Raw genomic sequence first — 22414 nt, 5'->3', positions numbered from 1 at the left:
GTTGCTTTTATAATTTTGGCTCCCAACCTTTTTCATATTCCCTTGACCAGTATTTCATAGCTTCTTTATCATTTTTAATCTTGCCTGAATCTTTGTCAATATATATTGTTCTTTTAACATCTTGGGCAATATTTCCTAAATGACACATTTGTGTACTGATGCTAGCATCGTCTATTGGTGAATTTTGCTTTTGGTTCAATCGGATAGCATCAAAGAAGTTCGCCACATGATAAATATCTAAAGCTCCAGCACCAACAGTATTAATAGTTTCGCTTTTAGCTTTTTCTTCAACGGTTTTGATAAGTTTTCCATCCAATCCGAAAAGTTTATATTCATTGCGACTTAATGTAATAACTCCTTTACTTCCATAAATGGTGGCACCTCTATCTGGCTGATTTGGCTGAATTAAACCCCGACTATGTCCCGTCCATGTAATAAACTTTCCATCTCTATAATTAAATGTTGCTTGTTGGTTATCTACAAATTCCCAATCATCATTATATGTAAACTTCCCTCCAAAAGACGTGACACTATCTGGTAATCCCAATCCCATGGCCCATCTACAAACATCAATTTCATGAGTTCCATTGTTATGTATTTCCCCTGTTCCCCATGTTCTAAACCAATGCCAATTATAGGTATGGATATTATCTTTATATTTTTGTCTTGGAGCTGGTCCTTGCCAAAGTTCCCAATCTAAAGTTGAAGGCACTTCAATCTCTTTACCTATTCCTATGGAACCTCTGTTGTTTGAATAATACGCTTCCCCTTTATAAACTTCTCCAATTATACCGTCTTTTATTTCTTGAACCGCCAGAATACTGGATTCCGCCGAGCGTTGCTGATTGCCCATTTGCACCACTTTTCCATACTTTTTTTGTGCCGCTACCAATAACTCGGTTTCGTGCGGATTATGACTACAAGGTTTTTCTACATACACATGTTTTCCTGCTTGTAATGCCATAATGGCCATGGGTGCATGCCAATGTTCTGGTGTAGCAATAAATACGGCATCAACATCTTTATCTTCCAATATCTTTCTAAAATCCTTTTCTACTTTAGGAACATACCCAATGGTTCTTTCTAAATACTTGTTGTTTCTATCTATAATCAAATCATCAACATCACAAGTATATATAATTTTGGCATCAGTATAATTGTGTATACCCGTGGTCAATGCTTTAGCCCTGCCATTTACACCAATTACAGCAACATTTAAACGTTCGTTAGAACCTAAAATACTAGCGTAACCAATTTTAGGCAACATAGCCATACCTATTGTTGCGATGCCTCCTAATGCGGATTTTTTTATAAATTCCCTTCTATCTGATGCCATAATATATTAATTAAATTCTCTTATTTTTATACTTCTATAATGTACTGTATTGCCGTGGTCTTGCAATAAAATAGAACCACTTGCCCATTGACCAAAAGCCGGCCATGTTTTGTATTTACTAGTCGCCACAAGCGATCTAAACATTTGGGAAAATCGATCGTACTCAACAACTTTCTCATTATTTAACCAATGTTCAACTTTACCTCCTTTAACTATTATTCTTGCTTTATTCCAAGTTCCTATTCCTTTAAATTGTTTTGGGCGATTGGGCGATGAAAGCCCTTCCGCAGGTATTAAATCATATAGCGAACCTATAGTTCTATTACCGTTAACACCTGCCTTGGCATCCGGATGCTTGACATCATCCAATATTTGAAATTCACATCCAATGGCAGAACCAGGACCTTTATTTAAATCGGCATCAACAAAATATTTTATGCCACTATTAGCGCCTTCGGTAATTTTAAATTCCAATTCCAATTCAAAACTGCTAAAAAGGTCTTCTGTAACAATATCACCTGGCCCTGTAGATTCTCCGCCATTCGTTGCTAAAATAGTTAACTCCCCATCCTTTATTTCCCAACCGGATTTTGGAAAACTACTAGCTCTCGCACTTCTCCAACCTGTAGTTGTTTTACCGTCCCATAGCAAACGCCAACCTTTTCGTTTTTCGTCAGGGGTTATTTGATTGACCAAATAACTCATTTCAACCACTTCGGGGTCTGATGACTTGCGTTCAGATTCTAAATTGGTTGTTTTAATTCTTATATTTTTCCACTTAATTTCTTTATCAGCAAGATTTTTATCTTCTCCAATGCTATGAACCTGCAAAGCTATAAATCCTTCAGGCGTTATATCGTCAATTAAATTAGCACACGCAACACCATTAACCCATGTTCTAATGGAATTACCAATAGCTTCGATTCTACAACTATTCCAAACTCCGTTTTGAAAAGCTTTAGCCCCTTTCTTATTAATGGACATTGGATATAACCAACCTCTTCTTTGCTCATCATAAATACCACCACTAAAACTTCTGGAGCTAGGGTCAATTTCAAATTGATACCCATGCACAACTCCTTTTCTATAATTAGGGTTTGAATTAGATCTAAATTGAACTCCAGAATTAATTTCCGGACTCACCATAACGTCAAACTCAAGAATAAAATCGGAGTAATTTTTTGTGGTGCATAAAAAACTATTTGGTGTGTTCAATTTTGATTTTCCAATAATTTCTCCGTTCTCAACTTTGTATTCTGCTTGACCATTAATCTGCTTCCAGCCATCCAGATTTTTGCCATTAAAAAGGGAAATCCATCCATCGTTCCCAGATTGAGAATTTACATTGACACTGTGAAATCCTGTGAGAATAGTGATAATAAAGAGGTGCCTTAATTTAAACCGTATCATAATTATTTTATATTATTCCTGAATTTTTAAGAATGTGTAAATTATAAATTTATTTGAAATACATTACTTAAATAATAAATATTCCTGTCCTTTTTATGTTATTATCAACAATAAACAATAAACAGAAAAAAACCGTTAACAAATTTTATATTGCTAACGGTTTTCTTCAATAAATTCAAAGAATATCTTAAAAATCTTTATGCATCGATATTGGCATAAATGGCATTCTTTTCTATAAAATCCCTACGAGGTGGCACTTCATCACCCATCAACATCGAGAAAATCCTATCGGCCTCAATACCATTATCTATCTGCACTAAACGCATGGTCCTGAACTCCGGATTCATGGTCGTGTCCCATAATTGCTCAGCATTCATTTCACCAAGACCTTTATATCGTTGGATATTCACACTGCCACCAAATTCCTCTGCAATGGCATCACGTTCTTTATCACTCCAAGCATATGCTTTTTTATTTCCTTTTTTAACTAAGTACAAAGGTGGCGTTGCAATGTAAATATGTCCGCCTTCAATTAATTCTTTCATGTATCTGAAGAAGAATGTTAAAATTAAGGTAGCAATGTGGCTACCATCAATATCGGCATCACACATAATCACTACTTTATGGTACCTTAATTTTGAAAGGTTAAGTGCTTTACTATCCTCTTCCGTTCCAATGGTAACACCTAAAGCCGTAAAAATATTTTTAATCTCTTCGTTTTCAAATACTTTATGTGTCATGGCTTTTTCAACATTCAAAATTTTACCTCTTAATGGCAAAATAGCTTGAAATGCCCTATCACGACCTTGTTTTGCTGTACCACCTGCGGAATCTCCCTCAACAAGAAAAACTTCGCATTTTGAAGGATCTTGCTCAGAACAATCACTTAATTTTCCAGGTAAACCACCAATGCTCATAACGGTTTTACGCTGAACCATTTCACGGGCTTTTTGGGCAGCGTGACGTGCTTGCGCTGCTAACATCACTTTTTGAACTATGGTTCTAGCATCGTCTGGATGTTCCTCTAGATAATCGGTTAACATTTCAGATACGGCCTGACTTACAGATGCCGATACTTCCCTGTTTCCTAATTTTGTTTTGGTCTGACCTTCAAATTGTGGCTCTTGAACTTTTACTGAAATAATAGCTGTTAGGCCTTCTCGGAAATCATCCCCAGCAATTTCAAATTTCAAATTCTTCAACATGCCGGAGTCATCCGCGTACTTTTTCAAGGTCATCGTCAATCCACGACGGAAACCCGCTAAATGCGTTCCTCCTTCATGTGTGTTGATGTTATTAACATACGAATGTAAATTTTCAGCATACGATGTATTATAAACCATCGCCACTTCCACTGGAACGCCATTTTTTTCACCTTCAAAAGCAATAACATCTTTCATTAAAGGCTCTCTATTTCCATCTAAGAATTTTATAAATTCTCTTAAACCTTCAGTAGAATGAAATGTTTCACCTTCATAAGTACCATCACTTTTTTTCTCTCTTTTATCAACTAAATGAATCGTAATACCTTTATTTAGATAAGACAATTCTCGTAATCTACTAGCCAAGGTATCATAACTATACTCCACCGTTTGGGTAAATATAGTTTGGTCTGGTTTAAAAGTAACCGTTGTACCACGTTTATCGGTTTCACCAATTTGCTTCACAGGATACATCGCTTTACCGCGTTCGTATTCTTGCTCATAAATCTTCCCATCTCTGTAAACTGTAGCACGCAAATGTTCTGACAAGGCATTCACACAACTCACACCAACACCGTGTAAACCTCCTGAAACTTTATAAGAATCTTTATCAAACTTTCCACCTGCCCCAATTTTGGTCATGACCACCTCAAGGGCAGAAACGCCTTCTTTCTTGTGTAAATCTACTGGGATACCACGACCATCATCTTCAGTCGTAATGGAATTATCTTCATTTATTATGACGGTAATATTATTACAATGCCCGGCAAGTGCCTCATCAATGGAGTTATCTACAACCTCATACACCAAATGGTGAAGTCCTCTAACCCCAACATCTCCAATATACATAGATGGACGCATACGCACATGCTCCATGCCCTCTAAAGCCTGAATACTATCTGCGGAATAATTGTGTTTGTTAAATTCTTCTTTCGGTTCGCTCATTATTACTATTTTATATTAAATTATAGTTTAGTTTATCACATAAAAAAAGATGCTTAGCGCATCCTTCTGAATACAGACAAATATACGAAATTTAAAAGTGATTTAAAAGTATTTTATCGATTTACCTTTATAATTATCAACATTTGTTAATTACTATAAAATGTCTTAAATCGCCTAAAAAGTGGCTTAAAATGGATTTCGGATGTTTTTTTATCTGTTTGTGAAATGGATTTTAAAGAAAATGTCTTAAATCGAATATTTCGAATTTTACAAACTTAAATTAAGCATAATAATTATAGGAATAATGGTTAATTAAAGCATGTTTGTACCTGAACCATTTGCTTTAGAAAACATAATTTTACCGTTTTCAAAAGACACACCCTCGGCAATGTCTTTTTTTAATAACATCGCACCATCAGCATCCATATAATCCAGTAAACTGGCAAGTTGGGTTAGATTTGAAATTCCTATGGATGATTCGGTCATACAACCCGCCATAACTAACATATTATGTTTTCTGGCTTTTTCAATCATTTTTAATGCTGGCGTTAGGCCTCCACATTTCATCAGCTTTATATTGATACCGTGAAAAACCTCAGCACATCTATCAACATCTTCCAATCTTTGGCAACTTTCATCGGCTATAATGGGGAGTTCGCTCCTTTCTTTTAAAAGTGTCATCCCTTGCCAATCATCCGCTTTTAATGGTTGTTCAATTAATTCGACATTCAAAGATTTTAATTCTTCAATATTTCTCAACGTTTCTTCTGCGGTCCAACTGGCATTCGCATCTATTCTGAATACGGAATTTGTTATTTTCCTTAAGGATTTTACAATCTCTACATCGTGCTCTGTTCCTAACTTTATTTTATAAATCGGCCAGGGCTTTTCAAGAATTTTGGCTTTCATATTTTCAATGGAATCGATGCCGATGGTATAATTGGTCAATGGTAATTGTTTCGATTGAATATCAAAATAACTTCGTAAAGTTCTGTTGTGAATTCTAGAATATAAATCCCAGTAAGCACAATCGATGGCACAAAGGGTAAAATAATCATCTTTTAAATGAGGCTCAACATCCAACCAAAATTCCTTGGGATGCTTTAAATCAGACGTTTCAATAATGTCTTTCACTTTTTCAATGGAACTCTCAATTTTCTCGACAGTGCTATCATAATAAGGATTCACCGTGGCTTCCCCATAACCTGTAAATTCCCCATAACTCATGCTTACAATCACGGTACTTTGCGTTTCTACACTGTACCTTGAAATGGTAAATAGATGCCTTAATGGAAGCTTAAAATGTTTTGCTGTAATGGTCAAATTCATAATATAAATATACATTTGTTTCGATAAAAAATATGTAATTAAACCAAAACCTCTAAAATATCTTGGCGTTTTTTATTAATTTGATAATACAGAATAGGATAGTTATAAAAAATAGTGTTTGATTTATAATTTCTATATATATTTGGCAGCATAAAAAAGTATTTATGATAAATAATAACAATAATAATTTCAATAATCCTAAATTTTAGGAAGGGAAGGTTATTGTTTAAAAATAAAATATAAAGCCTTCCAAGTTTGGAAGGCTTTTTTTAATCTAAATTTTAAAACATGAGTAAAATTATGACAGTCGACGTATTGTCGAGTATTAAAGGAGCCCAGCCCAGTGAGGCTGTGAACAAATTATTTGATGTGATTAAAAATGCACAGCCAACAAATAATAACTCTTTTAATAATAATCGTAATAATTACGTGTCTTTAAACGATCTAAGAGATGATGTGGTGATTGAAAGTTCTACAATTGAAAAACAAATCATCATCGAAAACTTCCCTAAAGAAAAAGGCGGCTATTTGGTAGTTTCTAAAGTTATAGAAGAATAATTATGGACTCTCAAATACATAAAATTCATCAGCAATTGGCGGATAAGAAAATATCTTGCGCGGCATTGGTTCAGCAAAAATTAACCGCTTTAAAAGAGAACACGAACAACACCGTTAATTCATTATTAGATGATTTAGCGTTGCAATTGGCAGTAAAAGTGGATGCTAAAATTGCTAAAGGAGAGTCTATCGGCTTATTGGAAGGCATTCCGTTTGGGATTAAAGATGTGTATATGGTTCAAGGCACGTACACCACAGCAAGTTCCAATTTGTTGAAAAACTATAAATCAGCTTACACGGCGACGGCGATTCAAAAATTATTGGATGCTGGTGCTATTCCTATCGTGAAAGAGAATTGTGATAGTTTCGGACATGGGTCTTCCAGCGAAAACACCATTTTTGGAGCTGTAAAAAATGCTAACAACCCCGATTTAGTTGGTGGTGGTTCTAGCGGTGGTTCAGCAGTAAATGTTGCCAAAGATTACACCGTATTTTCCATTGGAGGCGATACAGGCGGTTCGGTACGCCAACCCGCAGGTTACAACCATGTTTATGGTTTAAAACCGACTTACGGACGTATTTCGCGTTACGGATTGATGGCGTATGCCTCATCAACAGATTGTGTGGGTCCTATTGCCAAATCGGTTGAGGATATTCGTATTGTCTTGAATGTGATGAGCGGAAAAGATATCAAAGATCAAACGACTTACGCTTCCGCGGAAATTAGTAAGGATAGCATTTCAAATTCCGAAGGTATTAAAACCATCGGCTATTTCAAAAACTTTATTGAAAATGATGCGATTGATTCTAAAATAAAAGCTGATTTTTTAGCGACCATCGAAAAAATAAAAGCCAAAGGCATTGAAGTCAAAGAACTTGATTTCTTTAAATCCGATATTTTGGTTTCAACTTATTATACCCTAGCAATGGCTGAAACGGCTTCCAATTTATCTCGATTGGATGGAAGCAATTACGGTAATCGTATTGAAGATAAAAACCTTAAAGAATCGTATGCCATCACGCGTTCTGAAAATTTTTCAGAAGAAACAAAACGACGCATTGTTGGAGGAAATCAAGTGTTATCCCAAGGGTTTTCAGATGAAATTTATCTGAAAGGATTGACTTTAAGAGATGCTATTTCCGAAAATTTTGAAAAGGATTTTAAGGAAGTCGATATCATCTTATCCCCTGTAACACCAGGCACACCGCCTAAAATTGGTGATAGTTTAAAAGACCCACATGCCATGTATTTAAGTGATGCATACACCGTTGGTTTTAGTTTAGGACAGTTACCGACGTTAACCATCCCACAAGGCACAGAAACTGGCTTGCAAATAACGGCCGCAAAAAATAATGACGAACTTGTTTTGAAGTTTGCTAACTTCTTAAAAGACATGATATAATGGAACTGGAACAATTAGACGCAGCATTAAAAGCGCACGATTTAGAGTTGGTTATCGGATTGGAAACACACGTTCGGTTGAACACAAAAACCAAGTTGTTCTGTTCTTGTCCGAATCAAGAAATAGACATCCCAAACCAAAACATCTGCTCTGTTTGTACGGGACAAATGGGTGTTTTGCCCGCCATTAATAAAGAAGCGATTACCAAAGCCATTTATTTTGGAAAAGCAGTGAATTCTTCTTTTGAAAACGAGATTATTTCGTGGGATAGAAAACATTATGAATATCCGGATAACCCGAAGAATATTCAAATTACGCAGTTTCATAACCCGATTATTCCTGACGGACAAGTATCGTGTTTCAGAAATGATGGCAGTCAGTTTACGGTCAATTTAACGCAAGTTCATATTGAGGAAGATGCCGCTAAATTGATGCACGAAAAAACGGTGTCGCTAGTCGATTTCAACAAAGCTGGCGTGCCGTTGATTGAAATTGTCACCGAACCTTGTATTCGACATATTGAAGATGCTTCCATTTATGCCCAATACATTCAACGTATTGTTCAAAATTTAAAAATTTCTGAAGCCAATTTGGAAAAAGGGGAATTTAAATCGGATGTTTCTGTATCGCTTCGTAAAAAACATAGTTATACTTTAAATCCACGTACCGAAATCAAAAACTTGAACTCCTTTAAGTTTATGGTCGATGCCTTAAAGGAGGAAGTTGAAAAACAATTCAATTATTATATTGAGCATAAAGAATTTAGACCTGATCAAACCACGGTTTTATGGGATGCCGATTTAAAGCAAACCAAAACCATGCGTAAAAAGGAATTTGAGGCGGATTACCGTTTTATTTCCGAGCCCGATTTGCCTTTCGTCAATATTAAAAGTGCGGTGGAAGCCATTCACGTGGATACCAAAACGCTTCCTTTTGCGGTGGAATCTATTTTAATTCAAGGCGGAGTATTGCCCCAAGATGCTAAATTTTTTACGGCAGATTCCTTACGTTCGGAAACCTTTGTGACTATTAATAACGAATTGAATGACGCCTCGTTTGTTGCAAAAACCTTGGCAAATAATATAAAACCTGAAGACTATTCTAAAATCGAAAATATTCAGGATTTTAGTACCATTTTCAGATTATTTAAAGATGAAAAAGTAACGGTGGTATTGGTTCAAAATGCTATTAAATCGTTACTTGAAAATGCTAGTTTCGACTATAAAACCTATTTCGAAGACAATAGCATTTCCGAAGAAAAAATTCAAGATGCCATCGCTAAAGTCATTTCAGAAAACGAAGCGACTGCCAACGATATTAAAGCTGGAAACCAAGGAAAAGCAGGTATTTTAGTCGGTAAAGTGATTGAAATTATTGGAAAAGGCGCGTCTGGAAAAGTAGTTCGTGAAGGCATTTTAAATATGCTTGCTGGAGATGACCGAAGACAGAAGACCGAAGACGGAAGCACAACTAAACAACAAACGACTCAACAACAAACACCAACCAACCAACAACCAACAACCAAAGAAGAAGTATTACCACAAATCCCCATCATCATAAAAGAGGAATACCGAACGCACCTAATCACCGCTATTTCAGAAGCTAATATTTCCGAAAAAGTAACCTTTGCGGGTTGGGTTTCTAGTGTTCGTGATCATGGTGAATTGATTTTTATTGATTTACGCGATTCCAGTACCGAGATTTTCCAAGTGCGTTTAAGTAGGGAATCGTTTCCTAATTTAGATGAACTGGTGAAGCTAAAACCAGAGTCGGTTATAACGGTTACTGGCGCAATTGTTCAACGTAAAGAAGATGATTATAACGCCGCTTTACGAACAGGAAAAATAGAACTGGAAGCTAATGAATTGGATATTTTAAACCTATCCAGAACACTTCCTTTTGAAATAAAACGTGCGACAAAAACCAACGAAACCATACGTTTTCAATATAAATTTTTAGACCACAGAAATGATGATGTGCGACGTGTGATTGTCAACCGCCACAAAGTTATCAAATTACTGCGTGATATTTTGGATGCAGAACATTTCTTGGAAATTGAAACGCCGATTTTAAGTGCCGGAACCGATGAAGGGGCTCGTGAATTCATTGTACCGACCCGCAAACAGCCTGGCGCTTTTTACACCTTACCACAAGCACCGCAACAATTTAAACAAATGTTGATGGTAAGTGGTTACGAAAAGTATTTCCAAATTGCACGTTGTTTTAGGGATGAAGATTCCCGTGGCGACCGTCAACCGGAATTTACCCAATTGGATATGGAAGTGGCGTATGCCAGCATGCAACAAATCATCGATTTAAACACGAAAATGTTTAACGAAGTGGTTACTAAAATATACGGTAACAAATGGATATTGCGTCCGTTTGAAGTCATTACCTATCAAGATGCCATGTATTATTATGGTTGCGATCGACCCGATTTGCGTTTCGGATTAAAACTTCAAGACATTACGGATATTGTAAAAGACACGACGTTTCAAGTATTTAGCAAACCGATTGAAGAAGGCGGTATTGTAAAATGTATCAAAGTGTCTGCTGAAGAACAAGGCAACAAGCGTTTATCCAAAGGACAAATTGAAAAATTAACGGCCACAGCGCAACAACATGGCTTAGGTGGTTTGGCATATATCATTGTTAATGAAACCGATTTGCAATCACCTATTATTAAATTTTTAGGTGAAGATATTGCAGCAGGAATCATAAAAACCACCAATGCTCAAGTGGGCGATATCGTATTTTTCTCGGCTGCTGATTACGCCACGTCCAACAAAGCTTTGGATGCGGTGCGTCAAGAATTGGGTAGTATGTTGCATTTAATCAATCCGAAGGAATTACGTCCGGCGTGGGTGATTGATTTCCCCATGTTTGAAAAAACGGATGAAGGCCGATGGACGTTTACCCACAACCCATTCTCCATGCCAGCAGTTTATGATATTGAAAAACACATGAACGGCAAAGAAGAAGAAATTGGCAGCATCATTGCCCAACAATACGATTTAATATTAAATGGTTATGAAATCGGCGGTGGATCTATTCGTGCGCACAAACCCGAAATTTTGGAAGCCACCTATAAAAACATGGGCTACAACAAAGAGGAGATGCTAAAAAGCGTCGGTACCATGTACAAAGCGTTCCACTATGGTGCGCCACCACACGGCGGTATTGCTTGGGGCGTAGATAGATTGATGATGATTTTAGAGAAAAAAGCATCCATACGTGAAGTGATGGCATTCCCAAAAACAGGCACGAGCGACGATTTATTATTTGGAGCACCTTCCATCCTATCCGATAAAAAGATTGAGGAAATGAATGTGAGGGTACTTAAGAAGTAAGATAAAAGACGATAGATGAAAGACTCTAAACTGGAGACTAGAGACTTTGGACTATAAAAAATAGATTTACAAAATCCCGATAGGTAGCTGTCGGGATTTTTATTTTCGTAGGAAATATTGATTATATTTACTTGTTACCAGCAAGCTAAACTCAACAAAACACAAATGAAAAAACAATTATTTACTTTAATAATCCTATTTGTTTCAATCTTAACTTTTGCACAGGAAAAACTTGAACCAACGATTCTAATACTTTCCCCAAATGAAATAAAATACGATAAATCATTCAAGAAAGAAGTAACGGAATACAACGACAGTATTGTTAAAAAAAACAATACTTTAGAAACAGAAACTTACCTTAAATCTGAAGATTTTTTATCACAACCCGAAAACATCCGAGAAATGATAAAAAGTGAAATAGAATTTGCTAAAAATATAGATTTTTTCAAAAATGCAAGTTCCATTTCCGAGCAATTTTTAGCATATCGTTTTTTTGAAAAATTCCCAAATCTATTAATTATTCTAAAAGACCAAAAAAGTGATGGTTCTTTAACTAATTTAAAAAATATATCTGAAAACGAGAAATTTCAATATGTCCTTAATTTCTCAAAAATTGAGTTGTACAAAAAAGATAATGTTGCTTATGCAGAAATTAAAATTCAATTATTTGACAACATATCAAACTCAATAGCAATAGACAAATCTTATATAGGAGATTGGAATAATCCAGGATTTGAGTTTGCCTGTGCAAATGAATCAATTAATTGTACAATTAATAATGCTTTGTCCAAAGCATTGAGTGATATTATTCATACAATTGCAATTAATAGCCCGACATTAAAAAAAGAAAAACAATTAAGTCAAGAAAGATTAAATGTTCTTTCAAATAAATATTTAAGAAAAGATTTTGATGAACAATTTTTAAGAACCATTTTATCTAATAGTAATGATAAGCCTTTTCAATTATTGCTAAATGATGACAAAACAAAATTTGTAGCTTTTTTTATTGAGCAAGCTTCTTCTCAAGACTTTAAAGATTTAACTAAAAATAAAAAAGATAAAAACGTAAAAATCATTTCACCAAATGACATTAAAGACAAGGAGTTTCTGGAAGAAATTCCAAGAACTTATGCTTACATCATAAAAGCCGTGAAATACAATGATAAATGGTATTACGAAAAATCAAAAGTCACTTATTTTCAAGCAAACTCAATAAATGAAGGAGAAAAACAATATTTTAATAATCTTCAAAAATGGAATTTTTTCAAAGAAAATTCAACAGAATTAAATCCTGATTTTTGGGAGACTAACTTATTTGAAAAAGTCTCTGACTTAAAAAAAGACCCAGATTGGGATAAATATGGAGAATCTATTTGGAAAACAGATGAAGTTAATAATCGAAATTATATTGGACTATACGAAATTATCGCAGACTCTTTAAGGAGAGAAAAGCAATCAAAAAACACTTCTTTTGAAGAACAACTAAACGAGAATGTTTTTAAACCAAAATATGAAATTTTAAAGAAAAATAATCCTGACAGTTATTCAAAATTATCCGTTCATTCCTTAATATATTCAGAAAACAGAGATTTAGCAATTAATCCCGTATTAGTAACCGATAAGGAAGGAATAAAAAAACTTCACTATTTTGTAGCTTTTAATGATTCCAAAAAAATTTATGAATGGAACTATTTTGAACCTTTAGCTATTCAAGGTAATTTATTTGGAAGCGAAGTTGTTGACCAAATTGGTTCTCTAACCGAATGGAATTTTTCTGTTGACAACCTAAATGACGAAAAATTTTGGAATCAATATGTTTTGCTAAAACAAGGAAATGATTATAAATATTTAAAGGAAATAAAAGAATAAAGCCATCAAGTACCCCGGTTTCCGCGCGAATCCTTTCGCGTGGTTCTTGCTTAAAAGAAATATTTTATATTTTTAAATAAAAGTAAACATGAGCAGAAATTATAAATTACCCTGCTGCCGTGCGAATCCTTTCCAAAAGAAAAACGTTTTATGCAATTAGGAAAAACAACTAATTTTTCAGATATTTAAAATCAAAATCAACACAAATGTCAACATTAAATTCATATAAATCTGAAATCGTTGAATTGACAAATGAGCAAAAAACCATGTTGGAAATGAGTGAGCAGGATATCAAAAAAGGGAAATTAATTTCTCAAGAAGCCATGGATAAAAGAAATATGGAATGGCTAAACGAATTGAATAACCGAGAAAACAATCCATCAAATCTTAAATTTTAACATTCCCATTCAACTTTTATATTATCATTAAGATTATTTATATTAATTTTAAAAAAAATTAATCCATAATTCGACAAATGAAAAAAACAACTTTCTTAACAACTATTGCTTTAGTTTTTGGTATGCTATTCTCAATAAATACCCATGCACAAAAATTTGCTAGTGTGGACAAAAGTCCTTTAGACATTACCTATTATAGAACCGAAAGAACTGCTCCGCCAATGATTAAAGTTATTTATAGCCGACCTCAACTTAACGGAAGGGAGTTAAGTAAATTGGCACCTATCGGTAAAGTTTGGAGAACTGGCGCTAATGAAGCAACGGAAATTAAATTTTTTCAAGACATGACGTTTGGTGGAAAACCAGTAAAAGCTGGCACTTACTCCTTATTTTCTATCCCAGGTGAAACAGAATGGACTATCATTTTAAATAGTGACTTAGATGTTTGGGGCGCTTTTAGCTATAAAGAAGCGAATGATGTTTTAAGAGTCAATGTTCCTGCAAGTACTGGAGAAGCTGTTGATGATTTTTCAATTGTTTTTGAAAACAATAACATGTACTTAGCTTGGGGCACAACTAGAGTTGCTGTACCAGTTAGTAAATAAGATTCATTTTATTTGAATATTCCTTAAAAAAAATACCCTTGAAGTTTTTCAAGGGTATTTTTTTTAAGGAATATTCAAATACTTATGCGTTTGTAAAGACACTTTCCATTTAGGATTCGCCATCACATAAGCTACAATTTCCGGAATCACTTTATCGCGTTTGCTCCATTCAGGCTGCAAATATAAAATACAATCTTTATTAACTTTAGCAGCTTGTTCTTCAGCAAAACGAAAATCATCTTTATTATAAATGATCATTTTCAGCTCATTTGCTTTTTCATAAACTTCTTGAGTCGGTAATTTCATCTTTTTTGGTGACAAACAAATCCAATCCCAAATACCAGTTAATTTATAAGCCCCAGAGGTTTCAATATGTATTTGCAAACCTTCAGCTTTTAGTGCATTTGTTAGAATAGTCATGTCCCAAGTTAATGGTTCGCCACCCGTAACCACAATGGTATCACTATGTTTTTTGGCATTTTCAACGATTTTGTAAACTTCTGTCGGTGGGTGTAAATTAGCATTCCAACTTTCTTTAACGTCACACCAATGGCAACCCACATCGCACCCTCCAATTCTTATAAAATAAGCGGCCGTTCCCTTATGGAAACCCTCCCCTTGTATGGTATAAAACTCCTCCATTAAAGGCAACATTTCACCTTTATCAACCAATATTTGCAAGTCATTATTCATAGTTTGCAAAGATACTTTTTAAAATTTACGATTTACGATTTTTGATTTAGGTTTTTTTAAATTTCCTTTGGTAGTTACCCGAAACATTTTCAACTCAAAATTTTAATTTCTTGTTTAGAATAGTTAGAAAAGAAAAACATAAAACCCATTTTATAAAATGAAGCCTTATTTTTTTCTTCTTCATTTTTCGTGTATTTTTATGCAAAATAAATACCCATGGATAAAAAAGAAACCTTTTTTAATTACATCAATGAAGGCAACACTACCAAAGGTGATTTTATCCCTATGGGTGCCGCCATGTTAGACGGTGAAACCATTACAAACGCTTATGTAAAAATTCCATTAAAAACCCTGAATCGTCATGGTTTAATTGCTGGTGCCACAGGTACTGGCAAAACAAAATCGTTGCAGGTATTGGCGGAAAATTTGAGCGATAAAGGAATTCCTGTATTACTCATGGATATTAAGGGTGATTTAAGTGGTTTGGCGCAGGCCAGTGCAGGCCATCCAAAAATTGATGAACGTCATGCGCTAATTGGTTTGCCTTATGAACCTAAAAGTTTTCCTGTTGAAATTTTAACCTTATCGGAACAAGATGGAGTTAGACTTAGGGCGACTATTAGTGAATTCGGACCTGTTTTACTATCACGTATTTTAGATTTATCTGAAGCACAGTCTGGCGTTGTGGCGGTTATTTTTCAATATTGTGACGATAATAAATTACCGATTCTCGATTTAAAGGATTTCAAAAAAATATTGCAATACGCCACGCAAGAAGGTAAAAGTAAATTTGCTGAGGCTTATGGTCATATCTCTACAGCTTCAACAGGCTCTGTTTTAAGGAAAATAGTAGAATTGGAACAACAAGGAGCTGATTTGTTTTTTGGGGAAACCTCTTTTGATGTCGACGATTTATTAAGAATTGATAGAGATGGTAGAGGTTATATAAATATCATCCGTTTGACCGATATTCAAGATAGACCTAAATTATTTTCAACGTTTATGTTGAGTTTATTGGCTGAAATATATTCCACCTTTCCTGAGCAAGGTGATAGCGACCGACCAGAATTGGTTATTTTTATTGATGAAGCCCATTTAATTTTTAATGAGGCGTCCAAAGCTTTATTGAACCAAATTGAAAGTATTGTCAAGTTAATTAGAAGTAAAGGTGTCGGCTTGTATTTTGTAACCCAAAACCCAACTGATGTGCCCGAAGCCGTTTTAAGTCAGTTAGGTTTAAAAATTCAGCACTCACTTAGAGCGTTTACTGCCAACGATAGAAAAGCTATTAAAATGACGGCTCAAAATTATCCCGATTCCGAGTATTATGATACGGAAACTGTTTTAACATCGCTTGGTATCGGCGAAGCTTTGGTATCTGCATTAGATGAAAAAGGTCGACCTACCCCATTGGCAGCAACTATGATGCGTGCACCTATGAGCCGCATGGATGTGCTAACAGAAAGCGAATTAAACACCTTGCTTTCCCAATCCAAGCTCGTAAAAAAATACAATGAAACCATTGATAGAGAAAGTGCTTATGAACTTTTAAATAAAAAAATAGAACAGGCAGAAGCAGAAGAAGCCAAGGAAAAAGCGAAACAAGAACGAGAAGCTTTTGAAAAAGCTGCCTCTAAACAAAAAACGTCTGCACCAGCAAGAAAAAGCACCGCTATGAATCCTGTTGTAAAAGTGCTAACAAGTGCCACGTTTATTCGTAGTGTGTTTGGGATTTTAACAAGAGTTATGAAAAGATAATGTTTGCCTTAATGATTCAGTTAATTATAAAAAGCACCAATCTCTTTAATATTTTGGAATAACATATAAGTCCTGCCCATGAATTCTTTTATATCAAAGATTTTAGTAGAAATTGCTCGAAAGAGCATAAAATCGAAGCAAAAAACTGACAATCCTGTTAGTAACAAGCAAATTGTACCTATAGTTAGGAGATTTGAAGTAGAAATATCGCATGCCATAAAAGAATACATTTTTATTATAATTGGCGTATTTTCGGCTGGATTTGGATTAAAAGGATTTTTATTGCCAAATCGGTTTATTGATGGTGGCGCAACGGGTATGTCGTTATTACTTCAAAATGTGACCAATTTAGATTTAAGTTATTTTTTAATTCTTGTCAATCTTCCTTTCATCATTTTAGCTTCTAAAACCCTCAACATCAAATTTGCCATACGAAGTATTGCGGCCATTGCACTTTTGGCTTTTGTTGTGCATTTTGTAGAATACCCAACTGTAACCGATGATAAATTATTGATTTCTGTTTTTGGAGGATTCTTTTTAGGTCTGGGTATCGGTATGTCTATGAGAGGCGGAAGTGTGATTGATGGTACGGAAGTGCTAGCTATCTTTTTAAGTAAAAAATTATCCCTTACTATTGGAGACGTCCTACTTTTAATTAACCTTCTCATATTTTCTGTGGGTGCCTATATTCTTTCTGTTGAAACAGCGCTTTATGCGATATTAACGTATTTATCAGCAGCCAAAACGGTAGATTTTGTGGTAGATGGTGTTGAAGAATATGTAGGTGTTACCATTATTTCAGAAAAGCATGAAGATTTAAGGAACATGATTATTAAGAATTTAAGACGAGCTTGTACCATATATGCTGGTAAAGGAGGTTTTGGAACAAATGGTGAAAGCTATGATAAAGATATTATTTATACCGTAGTGACACGCTTGGAACTCGCAAGATTACAGACTGAAATTGATAAGATTGACAAAAGGGCGTTTATCATCATGGGTATTGTAAAAGATTTGAAAGGAGGAATGATTAAGAGGAAACCGCTGAAATAGGTGCTGGGTCTTATATCTAGGGTGCTGGGTAATAAAGATTAATGAATTTGTTGCTGAAAAATATATAATATAAAACTCTTTGCATTTAGTAATTAGTGAATCCATTCTTTTAAATGAATAAATATCTACCAAGAATTGTTGGTTCTTCCATAAACTTTATCAGTTATATATCAACACCATTTGCGGTGCATTTGGCTTTTCAATTGTTTTCCAGACCCCAAGGAAAAGCTAAAAAAATGGATGCTGAATTTCTTAATACCTCAATCCAACAAGGATTACCATATAAAGACATAAATATTATGACTTACCAATGGATTGGGAAAAAGGAAACCATTTTGCTGGTTCATGGTTGGGAGAGTAACACCTCAAGATGGAAAAAATTAATTGATGTTTTAAAAAAATTGGATTATAATATCATTGCTTTAGATGCTCCTGCGCATGGAAATTCTGGAGGCGCATTATTTAATACGGTACTGTATTCTGAATGTATTCATATAGTCGCAAAAAAAGTAAATCCAACTGTTATTATAGGACATTCCGTTGGCGGTATAGCGACTGTCATTTTTCAACACAAATACAATCTGGATTCAGTTAAAAAATTGGTATTGCTGGGTGCTCCTTCAAATTTCACTGGTATTTTTGATCGTTATAAAACCATGATGGGTTATAACAAAAAGGTTTTTAATGGGATTGAGCAATTTGTGCTTAAACGTTTCGGACATTTACCTAGCTATTATCATATTAGTAATTTTTCAGAAAATATGCATCCAAAAGGCCTCATAATTCATGATGAAGAAGACCGGGTTATTCCTTATGATGATGCTTTAGATTATCAAAAACATTATAAAAATTCTATACTTATATCAACTTCTGGGTTGGGTCATGGCTTAAAATCCAAGGAAATTAATACGTATATTTTAGACTTTATCAACCAATAGTTTGTTGTATTTTTGGGCTATGGAAGCAGATTTAAAAAGAATCAATAAATATTTAAGCGAAGTCGGTTATTGTTCACGCAGGGAAGCCGATAAATTGATTGAAGCTGGGCGGGTCACTATCAACGGTGTCATTCCAGAAATGGGCACAAAAGTCGCACCAAATGATGTGGTTCATGTTGATGGAAAAGAAATCAGTAACACCAATAAATCCTTTGTTTATTTAGCATTCAACAAACCTGTAGGCATTGTTTGTACCACAGATACCACTGTTGAAAAAGATAATATTATTGATTTTATCAACTATCCTAAACGTATTTTTCCAATCGGGCGGTTAGATAAACCCAGTGAAGGCCTAATTCTTCTAACAGACGATGGCGACATCGTAAATAAAATTCTGCGTGCCAGTAACAATCATGAAAAAGAATATATTGTAAAAGTAGATAAACCCATTTCCCAAACGTTTGTGGAGCGGATGGCTGGTGGTATTCCCTTGGAAGATTTGGATAGAGTTACGAAAAAATGTGTGGTTGAAAAATTGAGCACTTATGAATTCAAAATTATATTGACCCAAGGTTTAAATAGACAAATCCGTCGCATGTGCGAATATTTAAATTATGAAGTTGAAACACTGAAACGGGTCCGTATCATGAATATTAAAATGGATATGCCAGTTGGTAAATACCGGGAACTTACCAAAGAAGAATTTAGCGAATTAAGCAGACTGATTAGTGATTCAACAAAAGAGTATAAACCCAATACATTTCGCCGAAGTTAAACCAAACAATTAAACAAATTCTTTAACTAATATGGGTATTTTAAAAAGCTCTCACTTAATTCTATAATATCAATCACACCCTTTGCCTCTATTTTAGCATCATAATAAATATTGAAATTATGATACGAATATTAGCATTGATTTTAACCGTTGGTGGTATGATAGCCTTAATTTTAGGAGTTTTAGGTATTTTTGGAAATAACTTTGTAACACTCAGTCCTTGGGCATTAACTATATTAGGTGGTGTATTTTTTATTGCTGGTGTATCCATGCTAAAATACAGAAAAGATGAACCAGGCAATTAATCCAATAGAAAATTTAATTAAACTTTTTGTTTGCAAGTAAAGCAAAACGCTTTAACTCCTAATTAGAACTACCTCTCTCGCAAGCTAATAGTGTATTTTTTAATAACATAGCAATCGTCATGGGACCAACACCACCAGGAACTGGCGTAATGTAACTCGCTTTTTTACTAACGCTTTCAAAGTCCACATCACCCGCTAATCTATACCCTGTAGATTTTGTAGCATCAGGAACACGCGTAATACCCACATCAACAATCACAACATCATCCTTAACCATATCACCCGTCAAGAATTCTGAAATACCAATGGCGGCCACAATAATATCCGCTTGCTTGGTAATCTCAGTCAAGTTTTTGGTGCGACTGTGAACAACGGTAACCGTGGCATCGCCCGCTTTTCGTTTCTGACTCATTAAAATGCTCATAGGTCGACCCACAATATGGCTTCTTCCCATAACAACCACATGTTTTCCAGAGGTTTCCACTTGATAACGTTCCAATAATTCAAGAATGCCATAAGGAGTTGCTGGTAAAAAAGTAGGCAAATCCAAAGCCATTTTTCCAACATTTGTTGGGTGAAAGCCATCCACATCTTTATCAGGATGCACAGCCATTAAAACCTTTTGTTCATCTATATGTTTTGGCAACGGCAATTGAACAATAAATCCATCCACATCATCATTGGTATTCAGTTCATTTATTTTTTCCAATAATTCTTTTTCTGAAGTATATTCAGGTAAATCAATCAACGTAGATTTAAAACCAATCTTCTCACAAGCCTTCACTTTAGCATTCACATAAGTCATACTCGCACCATCAGTTCCTACTAAAATAGCGGCCAAATGTGGCACTTTTTCACCTTTGGAAATCATTGCTTTTACGTGCTCAGCAATTTCATCTTTAATATCGTTACTAACTTTTTTACCGTCTAAAATTATCATTGTTGGTTGTTGGGTGTTAGTTGTTTAGTGGAGGTAACTTTTAACTTTTAACTTTTAACTTTTAACTTTTAACTTTTAACTTTTAACTTAAAAAATTAACGCATATTCTTCATCATCTGCATCATCTGTTTGCCACCGCCTCCTTGCATCATTTTCATCATTTTGCTCATTTGGTCAAACTGTTTCAGAAGCTGATTCACTTGTTGCACCGAGGTTCCAGAACCATCGCCAATACGCTTTTTTCTGCTGGCATTAATAATAGCTGGATTGCTTCGTTCTTTTGGTGTCATGGAATGGATGATGGCTTCAATACCTTTAAAAGCATTATCGTCAATATCAACATCTTTCATCATCTTTCCAGCACCAGGAATCATGCCTACTAAGTCTTTCATATTTCCCATTTTCTTGATTTGTTGAATCTGTTTCAAGAAATCGTCAAATCCAAACTGGTTTTTAGCAATCTTCTTTTGAAGTTTTCTAGCCTCTTCTTCATCAAATTGTTCTTGAGCACGTTCCACAAGAGACACCACGTCTCCCATTCCCAATATACGATCGGCCATACGGGATGGGTAGAACACATCAATCGCCTCCATTTTCTCGCCTGTACCAATAAACTTGATAGGTTTATTAACAACCGATTTAATAGAAATTGCCGCTCCACCTCTGGTATCACCATCTAATTTAGTTAGGATAACACCATCAAAATTCAAGACATCGTTAAACGCTTTTGCAGTATTAACGGCATCTTGCCCCGTCATGGCATCCACAACAAACAAAGTCTCCTGTGGCTTAATGGCTTTATGGATGTTTGATATTTCGGTCATCATCGCTTCATCAACAGCCAAACGACCTGCGGTATCTATAATTACCACATTATAACCATTTGCTTTTGCATGAGCGATACCCGCTTGTGCAATAGCTACGGGATTTGTATTTCCTTTATCACTAAAAACCTCCACACCAACTTGTTCTCCAACAATATGTAATTGGTCTATCGCCGCTGGACGGTACACGTCGCAAGCTACCAATAATGGTTTTTTGGATTTTTTTGTTTTAAGATAATTGGCCAGTTTACCAGAAAAGGTTGTTTTTCCAGAACCTTGTAACCCAGACATTAAAATAACACTTGGCGTTCCCGATAAATTAATACCTTCGGCATCACCACCCATAAGTTCGGTAAGTTCGTCCTTAACAATCTTAACCATTAATTGCCCTGGCTGTAACGTTGTTAATACGTTTTGTCCTAAAGCCTTTTCCTTAACGGTTGTGGTAAAATCTTTTGCTATTTTAAAATTGACGTCGGCATCCAATAAAGCGCGACGCACTTCTTTAAGTGTTTCTGCAACATTGACTTCTGTAATGCTACCATGCCCTTTTAAAACATGTAACGCCTTATCTAACTTTTCACTTAAATTATTAAACATAATATTTCTTCAAATTTTAACTAACCTTTGCTCATATAAACAAAGACGCAAAAATAAAGAAATATTTTGTTTTTCTTTAGAAAGATTCCCGTTTTCACGGGAATGAAAATTTAGTGATTTGAT

General features: G+C 35.0%; 18 protein-coding genes. 11 read left to right on the top strand and 7 right to left on the bottom strand.

The genetic code is table 11. The features are described from left to right. Positions 1-7 precede the first annotated feature (7 nt). From CDH50_RS13860 to CDH50_RS13845, 4 genes are all read right to left on the bottom strand, one after another. Complete coding sequence (locus CDH50_RS13860) at positions 8-1336, bottom strand: Gfo/Idh/MocA family protein (protein WP_100612886.1); 1329 nt, start codon at positions 1334-1336, stop codon at positions 8-10. A 6-nt stretch (positions 1337-1342) separates the two neighbouring features. Next, on the bottom strand, positions 1343-2746 hold the full coding sequence (locus CDH50_RS13855; RefSeq protein WP_100612885.1) for a 3-keto-disaccharide hydrolase: 1404 nt from the start codon (positions 2744-2746) through the stop codon (positions 1343-1345). 197 nt (positions 2747-2943) lie between these two features. Then, complete coding sequence (gyrB, locus tag CDH50_RS13850; protein WP_100612884.1) at positions 2944-4893, bottom strand: DNA topoisomerase (ATP-hydrolyzing) subunit B; 1950 nt, start codon at positions 4891-4893, stop codon at positions 2944-2946. 312 nt (positions 4894-5205) lie between these two features. Further along, the gene (locus CDH50_RS13845; RefSeq protein WP_198513503.1) at positions 5206-6222 is read right to left on the bottom strand and encodes a dipeptide epimerase; all 1017 of its coding nucleotides are present in this window, start codon (positions 6220-6222) and stop codon (positions 5206-5208) included. Positions 6223-6510: 288 nt separating this feature from the next. On the opposite strand from CDH50_RS13845, the gene CDH50_RS13840 reads away from it, so the two are divergent. From CDH50_RS13840 to CDH50_RS13815, 6 genes are all read left to right on the top strand, one after another. Then, the gene (locus CDH50_RS13840; protein WP_198513502.1) at positions 6511-6780 is read left to right on the top strand and encodes an Asp-tRNA(Asn)/Glu-tRNA(Gln) amidotransferase subunit GatC; all 270 of its coding nucleotides are present in this window, start codon (positions 6511-6513) and stop codon (positions 6778-6780) included. Positions 6781-6782: 2 nt separating this feature from the next. Then, positions 6783-8183: an amidase family protein gene (locus CDH50_RS13835; protein WP_100612882.1), complete on the top strand. Its 1401-nt coding sequence runs from the start codon at positions 6783-6785 to the stop codon at positions 8181-8183. Then, positions 8183-11533 (top strand): bifunctional amidotransferase subunit GatB/aspartate--tRNA ligase AspS, encoded by a 3351-nt coding sequence (gatB/aspS, locus tag CDH50_RS13830; protein ID WP_100612881.1) that lies wholly within the window; start codon positions 8183-8185, stop codon positions 11531-11533. Before CDH50_RS13835 ends, gatB/aspS begins: the two co-directional genes overlap by 1 nt. Positions 11534-11698: 165 nt before the next feature. Next, the gene (locus CDH50_RS13825; protein ID WP_100612880.1) at positions 11699-13402 is read left to right on the top strand and encodes a hypothetical protein; all 1704 of its coding nucleotides are present in this window, start codon (positions 11699-11701) and stop codon (positions 13400-13402) included. Positions 13403-13608: 206 nt separating this feature from the next. Beyond that, on the top strand, positions 13609-13800 hold the full coding sequence (locus tag CDH50_RS13820; protein ID WP_100612879.1) for a hypothetical protein: 192 nt from the start codon (positions 13609-13611) through the stop codon (positions 13798-13800). Positions 13801-13877: 77 nt separating this feature from the next. Further along, positions 13878-14405 (top strand): DUF2911 domain-containing protein, encoded by a 528-nt coding sequence (locus CDH50_RS13815; protein ID WP_100612878.1) that lies wholly within the window; start codon positions 13878-13880, stop codon positions 14403-14405. 63 nt (positions 14406-14468) lie between these two features. Here the strand turns inward: CDH50_RS13815 and CDH50_RS13810 are convergent, their stop codons facing one another. Next, positions 14469-15098, bottom strand: a complete 630-nt coding sequence (locus CDH50_RS13810) for a 7-carboxy-7-deazaguanine synthase QueE (protein ID WP_100612877.1) — start codon at positions 15096-15098, stop codon at positions 14469-14471. A gap of 216 nt (positions 15099-15314) precedes the next feature. Between CDH50_RS13810 and CDH50_RS13805 the strand changes: the two genes are divergently transcribed. The 5 genes from CDH50_RS13805 (at position 15315) to CDH50_RS13785 (ending at position 19927) form a co-directional block, all read left to right on the top strand. Next, positions 15315-16856 carry a helicase HerA-like domain-containing protein gene (locus tag CDH50_RS13805; RefSeq protein ID WP_100612876.1) on the top strand — a complete coding sequence of 514 codons (1542 nt, stop codon included), beginning with the start codon at positions 15315-15317 and terminating at the stop codon, positions 16854-16856. 78 nt (positions 16857-16934) lie between these two features. Further along, entirely contained in the window at positions 16935-17909 is a 975-nt protein-coding gene (locus tag CDH50_RS13800) for a YitT family protein (RefSeq protein WP_100612875.1), read from the top strand. Between the two features lie 113 nt (positions 17910-18022). Next, complete coding sequence (locus CDH50_RS13795; RefSeq protein ID WP_100612874.1) at positions 18023-18847, top strand: alpha/beta fold hydrolase; 825 nt, start codon at positions 18023-18025, stop codon at positions 18845-18847. Between the two features lie 19 nt (positions 18848-18866). Further along, entirely contained in the window at positions 18867-19622 is a 756-nt protein-coding gene (rluF, locus tag CDH50_RS13790) for a 23S rRNA pseudouridine(2604) synthase RluF (RefSeq protein ID WP_100612873.1), read from the top strand. A gap of 119 nt (positions 19623-19741) precedes the next feature. Beyond that, complete coding sequence (locus CDH50_RS13785; protein ID WP_100612872.1) at positions 19742-19927, top strand: hypothetical protein; 186 nt, start codon at positions 19742-19744, stop codon at positions 19925-19927. A gap of 58 nt (positions 19928-19985) precedes the next feature. Here CDH50_RS13785 and folD read toward each other — a convergent pair whose 3' ends face one another. Both folD and ffh read right to left on the bottom strand, forming a co-directional pair. Next, positions 19986-20867 (bottom strand): bifunctional methylenetetrahydrofolate dehydrogenase/methenyltetrahydrofolate cyclohydrolase FolD, encoded by an 882-nt coding sequence (folD, locus tag CDH50_RS13780; protein WP_100612871.1) that lies wholly within the window; start codon positions 20865-20867, stop codon positions 19986-19988. A 95-nt stretch (positions 20868-20962) separates the two neighbouring features. Further along, positions 20963-22291: a signal recognition particle protein gene (ffh, locus tag CDH50_RS13775; protein ID WP_100612870.1), complete on the bottom strand. Its 1329-nt coding sequence runs from the start codon at positions 22289-22291 to the stop codon at positions 20963-20965. Positions 22292-22414 lie beyond the last annotated feature (123 nt).

Origin of the sequence: Confluentibacter lentus (assembly GCF_002806995.1) — a bacterium.
In the GTDB taxonomy this organism is placed as follows: domain Bacteria; phylum Bacteroidota; class Bacteroidia; order Flavobacteriales; family Flavobacteriaceae; genus Confluentibacter; species Confluentibacter lentus.
The sequence above is the reverse complement of the archived record's forward strand: the minus strand, read 5'-3'. Positions and strand labels throughout refer to the sequence as shown.

Excerpts from the sequence above, each read along its gene's own strand:
- CDH50_RS13820 (WP_100612879.1), top strand. The coding sequence starts at position 13,609 with ATGTCAACATTAAATTCATATAAATCTGAAATCGTTGAATTGACAAAT.
- CDH50_RS13810 (WP_100612877.1), bottom strand. The coding sequence starts at position 15,098 with ATGAATAATGACTTGCAAATATTGGTTGATAAAGGTGAAATGTTGCCT.
- CDH50_RS13845 (WP_198513503.1), bottom strand. The coding sequence starts at position 6,222 with ATGAATTTGACCATTACAGCAAAACATTTTAAGCTTCCATTAAGGCAT.
- gyrB (WP_100612884.1), bottom strand. The coding sequence starts at position 4,893 with ATGAGCGAACCGAAAGAAGAATTTAACAAACACAATTATTCCGCAGAT.
- ffh (WP_100612870.1), bottom strand. The coding sequence starts at position 22,291 with ATGTTTAATAATTTAAGTGAAAAGTTAGATAAGGCGTTACATGTTTTA.
- CDH50_RS13785 (WP_100612872.1), top strand. The coding sequence starts at position 19,742 with ATGATACGAATATTAGCATTGATTTTAACCGTTGGTGGTATGATAGCC.
- CDH50_RS13835 (WP_100612882.1), top strand. The coding sequence starts at position 6,783 with ATGGACTCTCAAATACATAAAATTCATCAGCAATTGGCGGATAAGAAA.
- CDH50_RS13825 (WP_100612880.1), top strand. The coding sequence starts at position 11,699 with ATGAAAAAACAATTATTTACTTTAATAATCCTATTTGTTTCAATCTTA.
- rluF (WP_100612873.1), top strand. The coding sequence starts at position 18,867 with ATGGAAGCAGATTTAAAAAGAATCAATAAATATTTAAGCGAAGTCGGT.
- CDH50_RS13805 (WP_100612876.1), top strand. The coding sequence starts at position 15,315 with ATGGATAAAAAAGAAACCTTTTTTAATTACATCAATGAAGGCAACACT.
- gatB/aspS (WP_100612881.1), top strand. The coding sequence starts at position 8,183 with ATGGAACTGGAACAATTAGACGCAGCATTAAAAGCGCACGATTTAGAG.
- CDH50_RS13855 (WP_100612885.1), bottom strand. The coding sequence starts at position 2,746 with ATGATACGGTTTAAATTAAGGCACCTCTTTATTATCACTATTCTCACA.
- CDH50_RS13815 (WP_100612878.1), top strand. The coding sequence starts at position 13,878 with ATGAAAAAAACAACTTTCTTAACAACTATTGCTTTAGTTTTTGGTATG.
- CDH50_RS13800 (WP_100612875.1), top strand. The coding sequence starts at position 16,935 with ATGAATTCTTTTATATCAAAGATTTTAGTAGAAATTGCTCGAAAGAGC.
- CDH50_RS13860 (WP_100612886.1), bottom strand. The coding sequence starts at position 1,336 with ATGGCATCAGATAGAAGGGAATTTATAAAAAAATCCGCATTAGGAGGC.
- folD (WP_100612871.1), bottom strand. The coding sequence starts at position 20,867 with ATGATAATTTTAGACGGTAAAAAAGTTAGTAACGATATTAAAGATGAA.
- CDH50_RS13840 (WP_198513502.1), top strand. The coding sequence starts at position 6,511 with ATGAGTAAAATTATGACAGTCGACGTATTGTCGAGTATTAAAGGAGCC.
- CDH50_RS13795 (WP_100612874.1), top strand. The coding sequence starts at position 18,023 with ATGAATAAATATCTACCAAGAATTGTTGGTTCTTCCATAAACTTTATC.